Origin of the sequence: Marilutibacter maris, assembly GCF_003233695.1 — a bacterium.
Lineage (GTDB): Bacteria > Pseudomonadota > Gammaproteobacteria > Xanthomonadales > Xanthomonadaceae > Marilutibacter > Marilutibacter maris.
Genome location: NZ_CP029843.1, coordinates 333,150 through 351,629, shown reverse-complemented (window position 1 = coordinate 351,629; position 18,480 = coordinate 333,150). Strand labels below are relative to the sequence as shown.

General features: G+C 72.5%; 18 protein-coding genes and 1 tRNA gene. 9 read left to right on the top strand and 10 right to left on the bottom strand.

Annotated elements, in window-relative coordinates; all coding sequences use genetic code 11:
- The first annotated feature begins 88 nt into the window (after positions 1-88).
- Complete coding sequence (locus tag C9I47_RS01575; protein ID WP_111265175.1) at positions 89-1,498, top strand: serine hydrolase domain-containing protein; 1,410 nt, start codon at positions 89-91, stop codon at positions 1,496-1,498.
- 50 nt (positions 1,499-1,548) lie between these two features.
- Here the strand turns inward: C9I47_RS01575 and C9I47_RS01570 are convergent, their stop codons facing one another.
- From C9I47_RS01570 to C9I47_RS01560, 3 genes are all read right to left on the bottom strand, one after another.
- Positions 1,549-3,471 carry an ExeM/NucH family extracellular endonuclease gene (locus C9I47_RS01570; RefSeq protein WP_223250228.1) on the bottom strand — a complete coding sequence of 641 codons (1,923 nt, stop codon included), beginning with the start codon at positions 3,469-3,471 and terminating at the stop codon, positions 1,549-1,551.
- Between the two features lie 212 nt (positions 3,472-3,683).
- Positions 3,684-4,199 carry a c-type cytochrome gene (locus C9I47_RS01565; RefSeq protein ID WP_111265174.1) on the bottom strand — a complete coding sequence of 172 codons (516 nt, stop codon included), beginning with the start codon at positions 4,197-4,199 and terminating at the stop codon, positions 3,684-3,686.
- Between the two features lie 122 nt (positions 4,200-4,321).
- Positions 4,322-4,398 (bottom strand) — tRNA-Arg (locus tag C9I47_RS01560).
- 189 nt (positions 4,399-4,587) lie between these two features.
- On the opposite strand from C9I47_RS01560, the gene ubiA reads away from it, so the two are divergent.
- Positions 4,588-5,496, top strand: a complete 909-nt coding sequence (gene ubiA / locus C9I47_RS01555; RefSeq protein ID WP_111265173.1) for a 4-hydroxybenzoate octaprenyltransferase — start codon at positions 4,588-4,590, stop codon at positions 5,494-5,496.
- A 41-nt stretch (positions 5,497-5,537) separates the two neighbouring features.
- On the opposite strand, the gene C9I47_RS01550 is transcribed toward ubiA, so the two are convergent.
- Positions 5,538-6,131: an HdeD family acid-resistance protein gene (locus tag C9I47_RS01550; RefSeq protein ID WP_111265172.1), complete on the bottom strand. Its 594-nt coding sequence runs from the start codon at positions 6,129-6,131 to the stop codon at positions 5,538-5,540.
- An 86-nt stretch (positions 6,132-6,217) separates the two neighbouring features.
- Positions 6,218-6,967 carry a ComF family protein gene (locus C9I47_RS01545; RefSeq protein WP_223250227.1) on the bottom strand — a complete coding sequence of 250 codons (750 nt, stop codon included), beginning with the start codon at positions 6,965-6,967 and terminating at the stop codon, positions 6,218-6,220.
- A 143-nt stretch (positions 6,968-7,110) separates the two neighbouring features.
- Between C9I47_RS01545 and bioB the strand changes: the two genes are divergently transcribed.
- From bioB to C9I47_RS01510, 7 genes are all read left to right on the top strand, one after another.
- Positions 7,111-8,157, top strand: coding sequence for a biotin synthase BioB (bioB, locus tag C9I47_RS01540; RefSeq protein ID WP_111265170.1), 1,047 nt, complete (start codon positions 7,111-7,113; stop codon positions 8,155-8,157).
- Positions 8,158-8,262: 105 nt separating this feature from the next.
- Positions 8,263-9,477 carry an 8-amino-7-oxononanoate synthase gene (gene bioF / locus C9I47_RS01535; RefSeq protein WP_111265169.1) on the top strand — a complete coding sequence of 405 codons (1,215 nt, stop codon included), beginning with the start codon at positions 8,263-8,265 and terminating at the stop codon, positions 9,475-9,477.
- Complete coding sequence (locus C9I47_RS01530) at positions 9,474-9,932, top strand: ACT domain-containing protein (protein ID WP_223250226.1); 459 nt, start codon at positions 9,474-9,476, stop codon at positions 9,930-9,932. Before bioF ends, C9I47_RS01530 begins: the two co-directional genes overlap by 4 nt.
- Before the next feature lie 50 nt (positions 9,933-9,982).
- On the top strand, positions 9,983-10,762 hold the full coding sequence (gene bioH, locus C9I47_RS01525; RefSeq protein WP_111267895.1) for a pimeloyl-ACP methyl ester esterase BioH: 780 nt from the start codon (positions 9,983-9,985) through the stop codon (positions 10,760-10,762).
- On the top strand, positions 10,759-11,742 hold the full coding sequence (gene bioC, locus C9I47_RS01520) for a malonyl-ACP O-methyltransferase BioC (RefSeq protein WP_111265168.1): 984 nt from the start codon (positions 10,759-10,761) through the stop codon (positions 11,740-11,742). Before bioH ends, bioC begins: the two co-directional genes overlap by 4 nt.
- Before the next feature lie 117 nt (positions 11,743-11,859).
- Positions 11,860-12,867: a multidrug resistance efflux transporter family protein gene (locus C9I47_RS01515; protein WP_111267894.1), complete on the top strand. Its 1,008-nt coding sequence runs from the start codon at positions 11,860-11,862 to the stop codon at positions 12,865-12,867.
- Positions 12,868-12,967: 100 nt separating this feature from the next.
- Positions 12,968-13,609, top strand: a complete 642-nt coding sequence (locus C9I47_RS01510) for a hypothetical protein (protein ID WP_111265167.1) — start codon at positions 12,968-12,970, stop codon at positions 13,607-13,609.
- Between the two features lie 282 nt (positions 13,610-13,891).
- On the opposite strand, the gene C9I47_RS01505 is transcribed toward C9I47_RS01510, so the two are convergent.
- The 5 genes from C9I47_RS01505 to C9I47_RS01485 form a co-directional block, all read right to left on the bottom strand.
- Positions 13,892-14,317: a ketosteroid isomerase-related protein gene (locus C9I47_RS01505; protein WP_111265166.1), complete on the bottom strand. Its 426-nt coding sequence runs from the start codon at positions 14,315-14,317 to the stop codon at positions 13,892-13,894.
- Positions 14,318-14,418: 101 nt separating this feature from the next.
- On the bottom strand, positions 14,419-15,171 hold the full coding sequence (locus C9I47_RS01500; protein ID WP_223250225.1) for an MHYT domain-containing protein: 753 nt from the start codon (positions 15,169-15,171) through the stop codon (positions 14,419-14,421).
- 139 nt (positions 15,172-15,310) lie between these two features.
- Entirely contained in the window at positions 15,311-16,060 is a 750-nt protein-coding gene (locus C9I47_RS01495; protein WP_145985396.1) for a hypothetical protein, read from the bottom strand.
- 249 nt (positions 16,061-16,309) lie between these two features.
- A complete protein-coding gene (locus tag C9I47_RS01490; RefSeq protein ID WP_111265164.1) occupies positions 16,310-17,359 on the bottom strand; it encodes a pyridoxal-phosphate dependent enzyme in 1,050 nt (349 codons plus the stop codon).
- A 10-nt stretch (positions 17,360-17,369) separates the two neighbouring features.
- Positions 17,370-18,365, bottom strand: a complete 996-nt coding sequence (locus tag C9I47_RS01485) for a DMT family transporter (RefSeq protein WP_211371776.1) — start codon at positions 18,363-18,365, stop codon at positions 17,370-17,372.
- Between the last annotated feature and the right edge of the window lie 115 nt (positions 18,366-18,480).

The window sequence follows — 18,480 nt, the reverse complement described above, 5'->3', positions numbered from 1 at the left end:
CCGCCGCCGCGGCGGCCACGGCTTCCCGAAACCGGCGCACGGCGGCCTGTCCCGGCCGCCCCGCCGCACCCGCACAAGGAACCCCCTCATGAGACTCAGCCTCGCCCTGAGCGGCCTGCTGTTGGCCGGAATTCCGCTGACCGGCCACGGCTCGACCGCCGTCGACGGTGCCGACGCCGTCCCCGCCGGCCTCGACACCAGCGTCGCCACCGCGCTCGAAAGCACCCGGGTCCCCGGTGTCGCCATCGCCCGGATCGAGGACGGCCGGCTCGCCTGGACCGGGACCTGGGGACGGCGCTCGCCGACCGCGCCGGTCGACGCCAACACCGTCTTCAATGTCGCCTCGCTGACCAAACCGGTATTCGCGACGATGGTGCTGCGCCAGGTCGCCGCCGGCGAGGTCGACCTCGATGCGCCGCTGTCCGCGCACTGGGTCGACCCGGATGTCGCCGACGATCCCCGCCACGAGGCGCTGACCGCGCGGATCGCGCTGAGCCACCAGACCGGACTGCCGAACTGGCGCGGCGACCGTCCGCTCGCCTTCGGCTTCGCCCCCGGCACGCGGCACGAGTACTCGGGCGAGGGCTTCGAATACCTGCGCCGGACGATCGAGCGCCAGTCCGGGCAGCCGCTGCGCACGCTGATGCGGACCGCGGTGCTGGCGCCGGCCGGGATGAACGCCACCCACTTCGGCTGGGACGAGAGCATCGCCCCCGAACTGGCCACCGGCTTCGACGCCAAGGGCGAGCCCTACCCGGACGACGGCCTGCGCGAACGCGGTCCCAATGCCGCCGCCAACATGTTCACCACCATCGGCGACTACGGCCGCTTCACCGCCTGGGTCGCCGGCGGCGCCGGCCTGCCGGCGAAGCTGTTCGCCGACATGCAGCGCCCGCAGGCCCTGCACCCCGACCCGGCCGAGCGCTTCGGTCTGGGCTGGCGACTGATCCCGGTCGACGGCCAGCCGGTGCTGTCGCACGACGGACGCGAGAACGGCGTGCGCACCCAGGTGTTCGTGTTTCCGGCCAGTGGCGACGGGCTGGTGATCCTCAGCAACGGCGACAACGGCGAGCTGCTGACCCGTCCGCTGGTCGAAGCGACCCTGCCGCGGCAGGCGCCGGCCTTGCTGGCGGCGATCGACCGCGACATCTGGCGCTACCTGCAGGGCATGCCGGCCGGACAGGCGTCGCAACTGGCGCAGATGCTGCCGCGCTCACCACCGTTCATGGCCAGGTTCCTGTATGCCGCCGACCACGCACTGATGGCGACCGCACCGGTCGACGCCGCCAGCCGCAAGCGCGCCCACGACGCGATCGCGCCGTTCGTGCAGGGCCTGCTCGACGGCAGGACCGATCCGGCGCGGGCGTCGGCCCTGGTGAACATGGCGCTGGCACCCGCCCCGGGCGACGGCGAACCGGCCGGCACCGGCTGGCGGCAACGCCTCGACCGCGCCCAGGCCGAGGCCTGGATGCGGCAGCTGCAAATGGACGGGGAGTAAGCCTCACACCTGCGGCCAGGCCGCCGCGGAGGCCGCCCTGGCGGCGGCGATCAGTCCGCGGCGGCGCTGTCGGCTTCGGCCGACTCGACCGGCTTCCAGTCGAAGCCCAGCAGCAAGGGGTCGTGGTCGGAACTGCGCCAGGGACCGTCGGCACGCGCGCGGCCCCAGTAACCGGCACTGCGCGGCTCGTCGGCGTTGCTGTGCCATTCGACCGCGCCGCGCAGACGCGCGGCCAGCGCCGGGCTCAGCAGGGCATGGTCGAGACGCCCGGCCTCGCCCTCGTAGACGTAGCTGTAGGGGGCGTCATGGCCACGGCCGCGGCCGGCCACCGCGAACGCGTCCTGCCAGCCCGCCCGGGCCAGCACCTGCAGCGGCTCTTCCTGGGCGTAGGCATTCATGTCGCCGACGATCACCGCAAGATCGCTGCCGGATCGGGTCGGGTCCTCGGCCAGCCAGGCGTCCAGGCGGCGCGCCGACTCGGCCCGCAACGCGTTCCAGCAACCGGCGCCGTTGTCGCGATCCTCGCCCTCGGCCTCGTTGCAGCCCTTGGACTTGAAGTGGTTGGCGACCACCACCAGCGGCTCGCCACCGCTCGCCGGCACGAAGGCCTGCGCCAGCGGCACCCGGCTGCGCGGCCCGAACGGACCGCCTTCCAGGGTCGCCGGCCGGCCCTGGGTATCGACCCGGTCGGCGCGGTAGATCAGGCCGACCCGGATCGCGTCGTCGCCCGGACCGCGGCCGCGGCGCCGGCACTTGCGGTCGCAGGCATCGACGAAACGCCACCCACCGTCGCTGCCATCGTTGAGCGCGTCGACCAGGGCCGCGAGGCTGGACTCGGGGCCGTAGCCGTCGTTCTCCAGCTCCATCAGGGCGGCGATGTCCGGGTCCAGCGCGCGGATGGTCGCGACCAGCTTGGCGAGCTGGGCCTGCAGTTGTTGCGGACTGCGCGCACCGCGCTCGGTCGGGAAACCGCCGCCGCGGCCGTCGCCGTTGAACAGGTTCTCCAGATTGAACGCCGCCACCCGCAGGTCGCCCGCTACGCGCGGGACCGGCGGGCGCGGCTGCGCGACCAGGGTCGGCGGCACGCCCAGCTGCAGCCGGTAATGGCCGTGGCGATGATCGAGGATGCCCTCGGCGCCTTCGACCGTGCTGCCACTGCGCAGCGCGGCGACGCCGGCCGGCCAGATGCTGTCCGCGCTCGGGCGGTTGTCGCCGGCGCGGCCGTCGTCGAGCAGCAGCCGGCGCCGGGCATTGTCGGCGGCGATCGCGCGGGCGGCATCGCTGCCCGGCGCGGCGCGCTCGGCCGGCTGCCACATGCGCCCGTCGAAGCTGACCAGGATCTCGCCGTGACGGTCCAGGTCGGCCAGGCTGGCGACGGTCAGCGGCGCGGCGATCCGCACCCGCATGCCCTCGAAACGCTCCCAGTCGGCCGGCGGCGTGCGCAGTTCGGTCGCGTCGACCTCGCCCAGGCCCAGCTGCTCGACGGTATCCGGCATCAGCGCGGTCAGCCTGACCTGGCCGCCGCTGTCGAACTCGATCACGCGGCCGGTCACGCCGACCCGGGCACCGCGACGCAACTGGTCGCGGAACGGCGCATCGCGCCCGACCAGGACGAAGATCGCATCGGAGCTGGCCGGATTGCCGTCGCCGGCATCCTGCAGGTAGACCCCGCCCAGTCCGGCGTCGCCGCTGAAGTCGGCGGTCACCACCCCTTCGACGCGGACCTCCTCGCCCATGTACGGGCTGCGGCCGCGCACGCCCTGCACCTCGCCGATCGCCAGGACGGACGAGATTGGCCTGGATGCGGCCGCATCGCGCCCACCCGTGTCCGCCACCGGCGATCCCGCTCCGTCGCAACCCACCGCAAGCGCCGCCACCAGCATCGCGGTCGCCGCTGCCAGGCGCCGCGACCGCGGCCGGAAGCGCAGCGGATCGACGGCGGTGGAGGTGGCTTGGCGACGTCTGGAATGCATGCATGACCTCGGAGTCGGCGGAGCCGGCAGACCCGCATTATCGGCCGTCGCGGCACCCGTAACGACAACGCCGCCCGAAGGCGGCGGTCTGTTGTTCAGGCTGGACGCGCCGGGGCGGTGTCGACGGCCCCCGCGCGGGGGCGCCACGTGCCCGGCACTTCAGGCGCTCGCGAGCGCGGGCGCGGGGCCCGCAACCGCGGGGCGCCCGCGGATCACTTGATGTTCTCGAGCATCCAGTCGACGGTGGCGACGACCTGCTCGTCGGTCAGGGCCGGATTGCCGCCCTTGGCCGGCATCACGCCGGCCGCGCCGGTGTAGCCCTCGATCGCGTGCTTGTGCAGGGTGTCGGCACCCTGAGCGATGCGCGCGCCCCAGTGGGCGCGGTCGAGGGTCGGCGCGCCGCCGGCGCCGGAATTGTGGCAGCCCGCGCACAGGTTGTTGTAGATCACCGAGCCGTCCAGGGTGCCGCCGTAGGCGACCTGCGAAGCGGCCTTGGCCGCGGCGGCCGCAGCGGCGGCGGCCTGGGCCGCGGCACCGGTGCTGCCGGCATAGACGGCGCCGACCGGAGCGATGCGGCGCTCGGTGCGCTTGGCGACGGCCGGATCCACTTCGGCCGGCAGGCCGCCGTGGATGACCATGGCGCCAACGATCAGGCCCAGGGTCACCAGCACCAGGAAGCCGATCACCATCGAGAAATGCTTGAGGAATTCGAGGTCGTAGTTGCGCACGATCCACCTGTGTGGCGTACCGCCGGGCGGCACGCGAAGCCATCGCCAAGGGCCGCAGGTGCGGCCCCATTGCCAGATACGGACGCCAGTATAGGACCGCCCCCACTGACCGACAGCGGGGATGGCGCGCCCGGAGGGATTCGAACCCCCGACCAATGGCTTCGGAAGCCACTACTCTATCCGGCTGAGCTACGGGCGCCTGGCTGAGACCCCTGCCACCGGTGCACGAGGCATCCGGCGGCGCGGGGCTGGCCATTCTAGCGGCAAATGAATCGTTTCGCGCTCCCCCCTCCACTCTTCGTCGGTCCGGAGCCGATGGCAGGGTGGATAATTGGCCCCGATCGGCGCCCCCGACGGGGCCGCCGCCTGCCCGCCGCGATCCGCAACCATGTCCTACGAACGCTACGAACCCACCTACACACCGCCCTGGAGGCGCAAGCTGCCGCTGTACTGGCAACTGGTGCGCGGCGACCGTCCGATCGGCACCCTGTTGCTGCTGTGGCCGACCTGGTGGGGCCTGTGGCTGGCCGCCGGCGGAGTGCCGCCGCTGTGGACCCTGTTCGTGTTCAGCGCCGGTGTCTGGCTGACCCGCTCGGCAGGCTGCGTGATCAACGACTACGCCGACCGCTGGCTCGATCCGCACGTCGAGCGCACCCGCAGCCGTCCGCTGGCGACCGGCGCGGTGTCCGGCCGCGAGGCGCTGATGGTGTTCGCGGTGCTGATGCTGGTCGCGTTCGCGCTGGTGCTGACGCTGAACCGGCTGACCGTCTACCTGAGCGTCGTCGGCGTGGTGCTGGCGGCCAGCTATCCGTACCTGAAGCGCTACACCCACCTGCCGCAGGTCTACCTGGGCATGGCGTTCGGCTGGGGCATCCCGATGGCCTTCGCCGCGGTCCAGGGCGAGGTGCCGCCCCTGGCCTGGCTGCTGTACGTGGCCAACATCCTGTGGTCGACCGGCTACGACACCTGGTACGCGATGGTCGACCGCGACGACGACCTGCGCATGGGCAGCCGCTCGACCGCGATCCTGTTCGGTGAGATGGACCTCGTCGCGCAGGGCGTGCTGTACGCACTGTTCCTCGCCGCGATGGCCCTGGTCGGCCAGCGCGCCGGGCTGGGCCCGGTCTACTGGGGCGCGCTGGCGCTGGCAACGCTGCTGGTCGCCTGGGAATTCGTGATCACCCGGCGGCGCGAGCGCGACGCCTGCTTCCGCGCCTTCCTGCACAACCACTGGGTCGGCGCCGCGCTGTTCGCCGGCATCGCCGGTGCGTTGTGGCAGGCGTCGACCACCGCCTGAGCCGGCGCCCCGGTCGTCGACCACCCGCGGCGATCAGCCAGTCATCGACCACCCGCCACGAGCTTGCGCAACTTGAATCCGGCGACCAGCTGCACGATGCCGTACAGCAGGGCACCGATCCCGATCCACAGCCCCGCCACCGCGAGCCCGGCCAACGGACTCATCGCGAACAGCACGCCCAGGGCGATCGCCAGCAGGCCGCTGAGCGCGATCAGCCATTCGCCGCTGATATGCCTGCGCACCCGGATCGCGAACGCGATCCGGTAGACGCCGCCGACGATCAGCCAGGCCGCCAGCAGCAGCACGATCACCCCGGCGGTCATCGCCGGATCGAGCACGGTGAGGATGCCCAGGGCCAGTGAGGCGACCGCGTACAGGAGCTGCCAGCCCCTGGAGATGCTGTGGTTCCCGGTGAACAGCGCGATCACCGCGAACACGCCCTCGACCAGGGCCATGACACCGAACAGCCAGGTCAGACTGATCACCACCGCGGCCGGCCGGAACAGCGCGAACAGGCCGAACGCGACCGCGATCAGTCCGTAGATCACCAGCAGCCACCAACCGCGCGCCAGTTCCCGCAGCAACGGCGAGGCCGCCACCGCGTCGCGGACGCTGAACGATTCGGATGGGTTCATGCGAAGTCCTCCCCGGGACGGATCGGAAACGGAGTGATTACCGGATATACCGTCGCGAGCATGGGCGCGCCGGTGTATGCCGGGTGTCAAGGCACCCGCGCGCAGACCCAGGCATCGACGCGGGCGACCCCGGCCCGGCGCAAAGCGCGCGCGGCCGCATGCAGGGTCGCGCCGGTGGTCATCACGTCATCGACCAGGACCACGTGGCGCGGGCAGGCGCGCGCGGCGTCGACGGCGAACGCCGCGCGCAGGTTGCGGCGACGGCCGGCGGCATCCAGCCGCGACTGCGGCCCGGTCGCGCGGACCCGGCGCAGCAGGCCATCGTCCAGCGGCAGGCCGAGCCCGGCGGCGAGCGGGCGCGCCAGTTCCAGCGCCTGGTCGTAGCCGCGGCGGCGCAAGCGTTCGCGGTGAAGCGGCACCGGCACCAGGGCGTCCGGACGGCCGCAGGCCAGTACCGGCGCGAACGCGGCGGCCATCCATTCGCCCAGACCGCGGCCGGCGGCGAGGTCGTCGTGGAATTTGGCCCGCGGCAGCAGCCGGTCGAGCGGGAAGCGGTAGACGAAGGCCGCGTGGCAGGCATCCAGTGGCGGCGGCCGGCGCAGGCAGCGGCCACAGACCGTCCCCGCCGCGCTGGCCGGCAGCGGCAACGCGCAGTGGCGGCAGGCATGGCGGTTCCACGGCAACGCCGGCGCGCACGCCGGGCACAGCCCCGCCAGGCCACCCGAAGCCTGCGCCGACGGGCCGCCGTCGCTGCCGCAGACCAGGCAGGACGCCGGCCATGCATGCGCCAGCAACGGACCGGCCCACAGTGGCCTGGCCAGCAGCGACCTGGCCAACAGCCCGCGCCAGCCCGCGGCCAGCCGGGCCAGGTCGCGCCACCGGCAGTTGTAAACCCCCGATGCCCCGGATTGGTTGACAGCCTCCGACATGCTTTCCAGACTGGCAGACCCTGTCCGGCCGCGTCCCTCGGAAAACTCCCATGTCTGACCCCAGCCAAGCGTCCGATCGGCGCGCCACCCCGCTCCGCCACGACTGGAACCGGGCCGAGGTGCGCGCCCTGTTCGACCTGCCGTTCCCGGAACTGCTGCACCGGGCCGCGGAGGTGCACCGCGAGCACTTCGACCCCACCGAGGTCCAGGTCAGCACCCTGCTGTCGGTCAAGACCGGTGGCTGCCCGGAGGATTGCGGCTACTGCCCGCAGGCGGCGCGCTACCACACCGGCGTCGACGCGACCAAGCTGATGAGCACCGAGGCGGTGGTCGAGAAGGCCCGCCAGGCCAAGGCCGCCGGCGCCAGCCGCTTCTGCATGGGCGCCGCCTGGCGCTCGCCCAAGGACCGCGACATCCCCAAGGTCGCGGCGATGATCCGCGAAGTGAAGGCGCTGGGGCTGGAGACCTGCGCGACCCTGGGCATGCTGTCCGGCGATCAGGCCGGCGCGCTGCGCGAGGCGGGCCTGGACTACTACAACCACAACCTCGACACCGCGCCGGAGTTCTACAACGAGATCATCCACACCCGCGAGTTCCAGGACCGCCTGGACACCCTCGCCCACGTCCGCGACGCCGGCATGAAGACCTGCTGCGGCGGCATCGTCGGCATGGGCGAGTCGCGCGCCCAGCGTGCCGGTCTGCTGCAGACCCTGGCCAACCTGCCGGCGCATCCGGACTCGGTGCCGATCAACCGCCTGGTCCAGGTCGAGGGCACGCCGCTGTCGGGCACCGCCGAGCTGGATCCGTTCGAATTCGTCCGCACCATCGCCGTGGCCCGCATCCTGATGCCGCGTTCGATGGTGCGGCTGTCGGCCGGCCGCGAGGCGATGAGCGACGAATTGCAGGCGCTGTGCTTCCTCGCCGGGGCCAATTCCATCTTCTACGGCGAGAAACTGCTGACGACCGGTAACCCCGACACGGAGCGGGATATGGCATTGTTCCAACGCTTGGGCCTGCGGCCGATGCAGGTCCTGGAGCAGGGGGAGACCGTACATGCCGACATCATCGAAGCGCCCGAGACCCGGTGCGTCGCCTGACGGCGCGCTTTCGTCGTCGGCCCAGGCCGCGGACAGGCGGCCGCACCGGCACCGGATGAGCGCCGCCGCGCCCGTCGCAATCGCCGCATCGACCGGGAGGACGTCATGAGCCGTCCGTCCTGGCAGCAGCGCATCCAGGCCGCGCGCAGCGAACGCGCCGCCGCCTCGCGCACCCGCGTCCGCCGCAGCGTCGGCCAGCGCGACGGCGCCCGCTGCGTGGTCGACGGCCGCAACCTGCTGAACTTCTGCGGCAACGACTACCTCGGCCTGTCGCAGCACTTCGCGGTGATCAACGCCCTGCAGGACGCGGCCGCGCGCGACGGTGCCGGCGGCGTCGCCTCGCACCTGGTCTGCGGTCACCACACCCTGCACGAGACCCTGGAAAAGGAACTGGCCGACTGGATCGGCGCACCGGCCGCGCTGCTGTTCGGCAACGGCTTCCTCGCCAACCTGGCGGTGGTGCAGTCGCTGCTGGACGACGAGTCGGTGTGCGTGCAGGACCGGCTCAACCACGCCAGCCTGATCGACGCCGCGCGCCTGGCCGGCTGCCGGCTGCGCCGCTACCCGCACGCCGATGCCGAGGGCGCGATCCGCCAGTTGCGCAACGTCCCCTCCGGCCTGGCGATGCTCGCCACCGACGGCGTGTTCAGCATGGACGGCGACATCGCGCCGCTGCGCCAGCTGGCGCTGGTCGCGCGGGTGCAACGGGCCCTGCTGTACGTCGACGACGCGCACGGCGTCGGCGTGCTCGGCCCGGACGGTCGCGGCAGCGTGGCCGAAGCCCGGCTCGGCACCGGCGAAGTGCCGCTGCAGCTGGTCACCCTCGGCAAGGCGCTGGGCAGCTACGGCGCCGCGGTGGTCGGCGATGCCGAACTGGTCGGCCACCTCGCCGAGACCGCGCGCCCCTACATCTACACCACCGCGCTGCCGCCGGCGCAGGCCGCCGCGAGCCTGGCCGCGATCCGGCTCGCCCGCCAGGAGCACTGGCGTCGCGAGAAGCTCGCCGACCTGATCGGCCGCTTCCGCGAGCATGCCAGCCGGGTCGGCCTGGCGCTGATGGACTCGCAGACGCCGATCCAGCCGGTCGTCGCCGGCAGCGATCAGCGCGCGCTGGCGATGGCGCAGTCGCTGGAGCAGGACGGCTACTGGGTCGCGCCGATCCGCCCGCCGACGGTGCCGGAAGGCCGCGCGCGCCTGCGGGTGACCCTGTCGGCGCTGCACGGCGTCGGCGATGTCGACGGTCTGGTGGTCGCGTTGCAGCGCGCCCGCGACCGCAGCGAACGCATGCACGACAGCGCCCGCCCACTGACCACGCCGTGACCGCGGCCGCCTCGCCCCACCCGCTCGCGGCCCCCGGGACGGACCGCCGCGGCGACCGCGACCTGGGACGGATGCTCGCGACCCTGCGGGCCGACGCCCGCGAGGGCGAGTTCGTGTTCGTCACCGTGCCGGAAGATGCTCCCCGCCCGGCCTGGGCCGCACTCGCCGAGGCGTCGGTGGCGGAGGCCGAGGGACTGAGCTGCGTGCTGCGACGCGCCGATGCCGACGCGCACGGCCTGGACTACGGTTTCAGCGCCGCCTGGCTCAGCCTGCGGGTGCACTCGGCGCTGGACGCGGTCGGCCTGACCGCCGCGGTGTCCGCCGCGCTGGCCCGGCACGGCATCGCCTGCAATGTCGTGGCCGGCTTTCATCACGATCATCTGCTGGTGCCCGCCGACCGCCTCGACGCGGCACGCAACGCGCTGGCCGAACTGGCCGCCGCGCACGCGGCCTGACCTCCCCCTTCCCCCGTTTCCAGATCTCCCTCCGCTCCATGGCTGTTCCCCTGCATATCGAAACCCGCGGCCGCGGTCCCGCGCTCGCCCTGATCCACGGCTGGGCGATGCACGGCGGCCTGTTCGCGCCGCTGACCGAGCGCCTGGCCGACCGCTACACCCTGCACCTGGTCGACCTGCCCGGCCACGGTCACGCCCGCGACAGCGAGGCCCCGCTCGAACCCGAATCGCTCGCCGCGAGCCTGGTCGCGCAGGTGCCCGATGCGGTCTGGCTGGGCTGGTCGCTCGGCGGCCAGTTCGCGCTGCGCGCGGCGCTCGACCACCCGGACGCGGTCCGCGGACTGGTGATGGTCGCCGCCTCGCCGCGCTTCGTCGCCGCCGACGACTGGCCGCACGGCGTCGGTCCGAACCTGTTCCGCGACTTCGGCGACGCGTTGCGGCGCGACTTCCGCGGCACCCTGGAAGGCTTCCTCGCGCTGGAGGCGCTGGGCTCGACCAGCGCGCAGGAGGAACTGCGCAGCCTGAAGTCGCATGCGTTCGAGCGCGGCGAGCCGTCCGAGCGGGTGCTGCTGGAGGGCCTGACCCTGCTCGACCGGCTCGACCTCCGCGACGAGCTCCCCGCGCTGACGGTGCCCAGCCTGTGGATCAGCGGCCGCCGCGACCGCCTGGTCCCGGCCGGGGCGATGCCGGCCTCCGCCGCACTCGCACCGGACGCGCGCAGCGTGGTCATCGCCGGCGCCGGCCACGCGCCGTTCCTGGGCGCGACCGACGAGGTCGCCGCCGAGATCGACGCCTTCATGCAGGCGTTGCCGGCGGCGGTGACGCCATGAGCGCGCCGTTCGAAGACGGCGGCGCCCGCCGCCAGGCCGACAACGCGCTGTTCGATCACCGCCAGGTCCGCCGCGCGTTCTCGCGTTCGGCCGACCACTACGACGATGCCGCCGCGCTGCAGCGCGAGGTCGCCGCGCGGCTGATGGAATCGCTGGACTACCTGGCCGACCCCGCGGTGGGCCTGGATCCGCAACGCGTGGTCGACGTCGGCTGCGGTCCCGGCCACGCCACGGTGGCGATGCAGCGGCGCTGGCCGAAGGCCGAGGTGGTCGCGCTCGACATCGCCCTGCCGATGTTGCGGGCGGCGCGCGCCAATGCCGGCGCGATCCCCGGCAGCGCACGCCCGCGCTGGCTGGGCGGCGCGCGCACCCCGATGCCGCTGTGCGCCGACGCCCGCGCCCTGCCGCTGGCCGACGCCAGCGTCGACGTGCTGTTCTCCAACCTGTGCCTGCAATGGGTCGAGGACCTGCCGGCGGTGTTCGCCGGCTTCCGCCGGGTGCTGCGGCCCGGCGGCCTGCTGCTGGTGTCGACCTTCGGACCGGACACCCTGTTCGAGCTGCGCGGCGCCTTCGCCGAGGCCGACGACACCCCGCACGTGAGCCTGTTCCCGTCGATCGCCCAGTTCGGCGACGCCCTGGTCGCGGCCGGCTTCAAGGACCCGGTGCTGGACCGCGACGAGTTCACCCGCAGCCATCCCGACCTCGCCGACCTGATGCGCGAACTGCGCACCCTGGGCGCGACCAATGCGATGCGCGAGCGCCGCCGCAGTCTGACCGGACGCGCCCGCTTCGCCCGTGCCGCCCGCGCCTACGAGGCCCTGCGCGGCGGCGCCGACACCGCGCACGCGGGCCGGCTGCCGGCGACCTGGGAGGTGATCTACGCGCACGCCTGGGGGCCGCCACCGGGCGCGCCGATCCGGGTCGGCGGCGTCGACGAGGTGCGCGTGCCGGCGACCGGCATTCCGGTGCGCCGACGCTGAGGCCCTTCCTCGCCTCCACAAGCGGCGCGCCGGTGTTTGCGGACGCCCCCGCACCGCTTCGCATTCGCCGCCGCCTCCGCCATGATCGGCAAGCCACCGCGGGGCCACACTGCCAGCATGTCCACGCCCGACCGCCGCACCGCCCTGTTCGCCGTCGCCATCGCACTGGCCTCGGCGCTGTTCTTCACCTGCACCTACGTGCTCAACCGCGCCGCCTCGGTCGACGGTGGCCACTGGGCGTGGACGGCCGCGCTGCGCTACCTGATCACCCTGCCGCTGCTGTGGCCGCTGATGCGCTGGCAGGGCGGCGCCGGGCCGGTGCTGCGCGCGATCGCCGCACATCCAGGGCCGTGGCTGGCCTGGAGCGCGATCGGCTTCGTGCTGTTCTACGTCGGCCTGAGCTTCGCCGCCGCCAGCGGGCCGTCGTGGCTGGTCGCCGGCACCTTCCAGCTGACCGTGGTCGCGGGGATGCTGTGCGCGCCGCTGCTGTACCGCGGTGCCGGCGACCGGCGCGCGCGGATTCCGTTGCCGGCCCTGCTGGCCGGCCTGGTCGTGGTTGCCGGGGTGATGCTGATGCAGTTCGGCCACGGCGGCGGCCAGCTCGATCGCGACGGCTGGATCGCCCTGGTCTGCGTCGCCGCCGCCGCATTCGCCTACCCGCTCGGCAACCGCGGTCTGCTGCTGCACCTGGAGCGCAGCGGCGAAGCCCTCAACGCGACCCAGCGCGTGTTCGGCATGACCCTGGCCGGCCAGCCGTTCTGGTGGGCGCTAGCGGCGTTCGCCTTCGCCACCGCCGGCACGCCGGACAGCGGTCAGGTCTGGCTCGCCGCCGGCGTCGCGATCGGTGCCGGCATCATCGCCACCGTGCTGTTCTTCCAGGCCACCGGCATGGTCCGCAACGAACCGACCGCGCTGGCCGCGGCCGAGGCGATGCAGGCGGCCGAGATCCTGTTCGCGACCCTGTTCGGCGTGCTCTGGCTCGGCGAGACCTGGCCGCAGGGACGCGCCTTGTGGGGCGCGCTGCTGGTGGTGATCGGCATCGTCGCCTTCAGCCTGGTCGCCGCGCGCGCGGCGGCCGGCGACGCCCGCTCGACCCGGCGCCTGCGCAGCGACCGCGGCGCCTGAACAGCGGGGCGCGATGCCGGCAAGGTTCGCGACGCGCTCACGCCGCCGTTCAGGCGCACGCGACTAGATTCGACCCGACACCGTCTTCCGCCCCGTCCCCATGCGCACCCTGATCCGACCGTTCGCCGTTTCCACACTCTGCACGCTCGGCCTGGCGATCGCCCTGTTCTCGAGCGCCGCCCACCCGGCCGCCGCCGCACCGCCGCCCGGGCCCGACACCCGCGCGATGATGGAAGCCTGGGGCGTCGACCCGGCCGTGCTCGCCGGCAACGGCGCCGCGCTGTTGCGCAACGCACCCGACCCGGCCGTCGACACCCTGTTCCAGGCGGTCCACCACAGCCTCCAGGACGAGGACGAGGCACGCGCGCTGTGCGCCCTGTTCGAACCCGATGGCGACCGCAGCCTGGACGGCCTGAACCGCGCCGCGGCCACGCTCGGCGACAGCAGCCGCCAGCGCCTGGCCAACGCGGTGGTGCTGGTGCTGATGAGCTCCGCCCAGGGCAGCCCGCAGGCCTATGACGCCGACGACGCGCGCCAGGCGCTGAAGGCCGCGGCGGTGCGCGCGGCGATGCTCAACGACGGCTTCACCAGCGCGCTCAACGGCGGCAGCACCCGCGCCCGCTGTCGTGCGGTCGGACAGCTGACCGCGGCGCTTGAAAGCCAGCCGCAGGCCGAGCGCGCGGCGGTGACCCGACTGCTGCTGGGCGAAGGACTGACGATGCTGGCCGGCACCGGCGATTGATCACCGGACCGCCCGCAGGCGCGGCGAAAGCCGCGGGAAGCTTTCCCATGAACGCCCAATCGCGGCTCACGCCGCTCCTACGGGATGGTTGATGGCCCCAGCCCCCTGAGCGCGCAGCGCAAATGGGGGTGTGGAAGCGCAGCGGCGGGGCCCAAGGTTTGCGCAGCAAACTTTGGGGATTCCCGGGCATAGCCGCGAGGGCCTTTCCCATGAAACCATCGCGGCTCACGCCGCTCCCATGGTCTCGACCTGCGTGGGCGCTCGACGGGCATGGCCCCGGGCTCAGCCCACCTGCGCGATCCAGTCCTGCAGGTTGTAGTAGTTGCTGATCCGCGCGATGCGGCCGTCGCGCAGTTCGAAGAACGCGCCGCCCGGCAGCACGTAGCGCTGGCCGCGCGCCGGAGGCAGGCCCTCGTCGTCGGCAAGGTATTCGCCGTGGACGACGTACTCGGCCGCGGCCCGCCGGCCGTCCGGTGACACCATCACCACGATGTCGCGCAACTGTTCGCGATAGCTGTGCGCCATCCGCTGCAGGAACGCGGCGAACGCGTCCCGCCCGATCTCGCGCGGCCCCTGATTGAGATCGTGGATCACGCCCTCGTCGAGCAGGGCGAGCATGTCGTCCCAGTCGCCGCGGTTGAACGCGGCGTAGTAGCCCAGCACCAGCTCGGTGGCGCGGTCGTGACTGCGGGTACCGTCGATCTTCATCGCCGATCCGTCCTCGTGGGGGAAGCGGGGCATTATGCGCCGGTCGGCGACGAAGGGCCGCCGCCGCGGCCCTTCGCGATCGCGGCGCGGCTCGGCTTGGCTCATATCTCGACCAGCTGGCGCTGACGCTGCCGGACCAGACTGGTGACCAGCATCATCGCCAGCACCACGGTGGTGACCACGAAGATGCTGCTGCCCAGGTAGTCGCCGCTCAGACCGCCGGCCAGCACCGCATTGCCGGCGCCATTGGGCAGGAAGCTGGCGGCGGCCATGCCGGTGTAGTGCATGCCGCAGACCGCGATGCCCATCACCAGCGCGCTGCCGAACATCTGCATCGCACCGCGCAGGTTGAACGCCAGCCACAGCGCGACGATGGAGGCCACCACCGCGATCGTCGCCGAGGCCGCGACCAGGGCTGTGTCGTAGACCGCGTTGGCCGGCATCATCATCGCCGCCATGCCGGTGTAGTGCATGCCGGTCACGCCCAGCCCCATGAACACCCCGGCCACGACCAGCTTGCCCCAGCCGAACACGCCGCTGCCGGCGATGCTCAGCCCGAGCATGCACGAGACCATCCCGATCAGCGCCGACAGCGTGGTCAGCGCGACGTCGTAGGCAACCGGTATGTCCATGTTGCAGGCGAGCATGGCGATGAAGTGCATCGCCCATATCGCGCCGCCGCCCATCGCGACGCCGGCAGCGACGATCGCACGCAGGCGCTGGGCGGGGCCGGTCGCCGCCGGGATCGCGACCGCCAGCTGCAGGGCGGTGAACGATCCCAGGACCGAGACCAGGTAGGACAGGACGACCAGATACGGCTCGTGGATGCACTGGATGGCGTGTTCGTGTGGCATGACATTTCCCCTGTTGGCTGACGCGCGACGGCGTGCGGACGGACGATGGCCGCGCGCGGATCGCACGCGGCGGTTGCGCTCAAGGGCGCCGGACAGAAGCGGCGGTCCGCAAGGAATCGGGCAGCGAGGCGCGGCCGGATCAGTGGCCGAACTCGAAACGGCAGGCACCGGCGCCGCCACCGCGGCACTGGTGCTCGGTCGCGACCAGGCCATCGATGCCGTGCGCTCCGCCGAGCAGCCCTTCGAGCAGGCCGCGCAGGAAGTGGCAGCTGGCGTCGTGTCCGGGCTGGAAGAACGGGCTGTTGTCAACCAGCAGCGCATCGCCATCGGGCTCGGCCCGGACCAGTGGCCGCAGCGCCGGCGTGGCGATGCGGCGCAGCGCATCGCGCAGGGACAGGCGTCCGCCCAGGGCGAAGTCGCGCTTGTAGACCCAGGTGCCGACCCGCTGGCCGACGTGGACCAGGGTCGGCTCGCGCTGCGCCGGCGGCAGCTCGGTGCGCAACGCCTGGATCAGGATGTTGATGTTCGGATAGCTGCGCGCCAACTGCGGCAGCAGGATCTCGACCCGCGCCGTCGCGATCGAGCCGACGGTCTGCGGCTCAACCGCCCTGACGGTGGCGCCGGTCGCGGCCTCGCGCTCCATTGCCACCGCGACGGTCACGGGCGCGGGCGCGTCGTCGGCGGGACCGGACTCGAAACTCCTGACTAGGTGATGGCTGCCCAGGCGTTCCTCGAGCATCAGCAGGCCCGACTCGGGGCCGCGTACCCGCAGGATCAGTTGCACGCCTTCGGCGCATCCGCTCATCCGCTGCCGCAGCAGGATGAACCCGTTGGCGATGACCGTCTGCCCCAACGCCAGCAACAGGCCTTCGCGTCGGTCGGAGACCACGCGAAACTCCACTTCCACCATCCGCCACCCCCTTGGCTTCCAGCAGTTGTCGGAAAACGCTATCGATTGAGCGCGTTCCTTCGCCTGATGCCGCCACCGGGTGCACGGGGCTTCCGTGACCCAGAGCCTGCCAGCCCGGTCACGGGAAAAATCCAATGAAGATCACAAAAAGATCGAATGCAGAGGCAGACCGCGCCACCAGGGCCCAATCCGCCACCGGCTCTATTCACGCCACCTGAAGTAGCTGGCTCAGCCCGGGCGGCCGACGCGGCCGAACAGCGCCGGCAACGCGTCCAGATCGACATTGCCTCCGGACAGCACCAGCCCGACCCGGCGCCCGGCAAACCGTTCGCGATGCGCGAGCACCGCCGCCAGGGGCACCGCCGCCGAGGGCTCGATCACCAGCTTCATCCGCTCCCAGACCAGCCGCATCGCGGCGATCACGGCGGCGTCGTCGACCAGCAGGATGTCGCGCAGGTGCTCGCGCAGGATCGGATAGGTCAGGGTGCCCAGTTCGGCGCGCAGGCCGTCGCAGACGGTGTCGGCGCTGCGACCGGTGATGCGCGTGCCCGAGTGCAGCGAATCGTGGGCGTCGCGTGCGCCTTCGGGTTCGGCGCCGAACAATTCGATATCGGGATCGATGCCGTGCGCGGCCAGGCAGGTCCCGGACATCAGGCCGCCGCCGCTGACCGGGGCCAGCAGCGCATCGAGCCCCGGCGCCGATGCCAGCAGCTCCAGCGCCGCCGTGCCCTGGCCGGCGATCACCCGCGCATCGTTGAACGGATGCACCAGCACGCCGCCGGTATCGGCCAGCACCTGCGCGGTGACCGCGTCGCGCGATGCCTGGAGGGTGTCGCACGGCACGATCCGCGCCCCGTAACCGGCGATCGCCGCCAGCTTCACCTTCGGCGTGCTGCGCGGCGCGACCACGGTCGCGGTGGTGCCGCGAAGACGGGCGGCCAGCGCGACCGCGGCGCCGTGGTTGCCCGAACTCTGGGTGACGATGCCGCGCGCGGCCTCCTCGTCCGACAGCGAAAAGATCGCGTTGCAGGCGCCGCGGAACTTGAACGCGCCGACCCGCTGCAGGTTCTCGCACTTGAAGTGCAATTCGCAGCCGGCGATCGCGTCCAGCGCGTGCGAACGCATCACCGGAGTCACGTGCGCATGCGGCGCGATCCTCGCCGCCGCGGCGAGCACGTCCGCATACCGGGGCGCTTGTGCCGTCGCGGCGTCCCGGTCCGCGGATGGCACGGCGGTGTTCGAGGCGGTCGTCGCCGCGCTGACGTCGTTGGCGTTCATTGCGCGCAGCTTAGCGTGTCGATCCATCGGCGGCGTCAACGGCGGCCACCGCCGGAGGGTGGGACGGCGGCACGCTCAGCGCCGCACGCGTGCGGCGCCCCATCAGGCTGACCGCGGCCGAGCCGGCCACCGCCATGCCCGCGCCCAGCCAGCCCAGCCAGGCGATCCGCTCCGGCGCCAGCCAACCCGGCCACAGCGTCGCCACCAACGCCGAGGCGGCGATGCACAACAGCGGCGTGGTCGCCAGTACCGCCGATACCCGCGACGCCTCCCAGTGCGCGAGCGCCTCGGCGAACGCGCCGTAGGCGCCGATCGTGTTCAACGCGCAGTAGCCCAGCAGCAGCCAGTGGGTCAGGTCCAGCTCCAGCAGCGCCGACGGCTGCGCGAACGGCCACAACGCCAGCGTCGCCAGCGCGTAGATGCACAGCAGGATCTGCATCGACCCCAGCTTCAACAGCAACTGCTTCTGCAACAACGCGTAGATCGCCCACACCACTGCCGCGATCACCACCAGCATCGAGCCGAACAGATAGCCCGGCCCCTGCGCGCCCTGCCACTGGTCCCATGAGAACAGCACCAGCCCGCCCACCAGCATCGCCAGGCCCAGCCACTGCGCGGCGCGGAAGTGCTCGCCGAACACCCAGATTCCGCCCAGCGCCATCAGCAGCGGCGCCAGCTGGATCAGCAACTGGGTGTTGGCCGGCGAGGTGTGCTGCACGCCGAGCAGGTAGAACACGTAGTTGCCCAGCAGCATCAACCCGGCGACCGCCAGCATCAGCCAGCCGCCGCGCCCCAGACGGCGGTACCCGCCCAGGCGCCCGCGCAGGGCCAGCCAGACGCCGGTGAACAACGCCGCGACCAGGAACCGGAACCAGGTCAGGGTGATCGCGTCGACCTCCTGCAGCACGATCTTCAACGCGATCGGCAGGGTCGCCCAGCACAGGGCGGTGAACAACGACAGGGACAGACCAAGCCGCCACTGGCCCGAGGCGCGGTGCAGGTTCATCGTGGAGGGAACCGACGGGGGAGGTCGGCATGCTCGCACCGGCGGCCGATGGTCGGCAAGACGCGCCCCTGGCGGGATCGGCCGCGCCGGGTTAAGCCCGAGTTCAAAGCCCCCG

Coding starts and splice junctions, on each gene's coding strand:
- C9I47_RS01575 (WP_111265175.1), top strand. CDS start 89: ATGAGACTCAGCCTCGCCCTGAGCGGCCTGCTGTTGGCCGGAATTCCG.
- C9I47_RS01570 (WP_223250228.1), bottom strand. CDS start 3,471: ATGCATTCCAGACGTCGCCAAGCCACCTCCACCGCCGTCGATCCGCTG.
- ubiA (WP_111265173.1), top strand. CDS start 4,588: ATGTCCTACGAACGCTACGAACCCACCTACACACCGCCCTGGAGGCGC.
- C9I47_RS01550 (WP_111265172.1), bottom strand. CDS start 6,131: ATGAACCCATCCGAATCGTTCAGCGTCCGCGACGCGGTGGCGGCCTCG.
- bioB (WP_111265170.1), top strand. CDS start 7,111: ATGTCTGACCCCAGCCAAGCGTCCGATCGGCGCGCCACCCCGCTCCGC.
- bioF (WP_111265169.1), top strand. CDS start 8,263: ATGAGCCGTCCGTCCTGGCAGCAGCGCATCCAGGCCGCGCGCAGCGAA.
- bioC (WP_111265168.1), top strand. CDS start 10,759: ATGAGCGCGCCGTTCGAAGACGGCGGCGCCCGCCGCCAGGCCGACAAC.
- C9I47_RS01515 (WP_111267894.1), top strand. CDS start 11,860: ATGTCCACGCCCGACCGCCGCACCGCCCTGTTCGCCGTCGCCATCGCA.
- C9I47_RS01510 (WP_111265167.1), top strand. CDS start 12,968: ATGCGCACCCTGATCCGACCGTTCGCCGTTTCCACACTCTGCACGCTC.
- C9I47_RS01505 (WP_111265166.1), bottom strand. CDS start 14,317: ATGAAGATCGACGGTACCCGCAGTCACGACCGCGCCACCGAGCTGGTG.
- C9I47_RS01500 (WP_223250225.1), bottom strand. CDS start 15,171: ATGCCACACGAACACGCCATCCAGTGCATCCACGAGCCGTATCTGGTC.
- C9I47_RS01490 (WP_111265164.1), bottom strand. CDS start 17,359: ATGAACGCCAACGACGTCAGCGCGGCGACGACCGCCTCGAACACCGCC.
- C9I47_RS01485 (WP_211371776.1), bottom strand. CDS start 18,365: ATGAACCTGCACCGCGCCTCGGGCCAGTGGCGGCTTGGTCTGTCCCTG.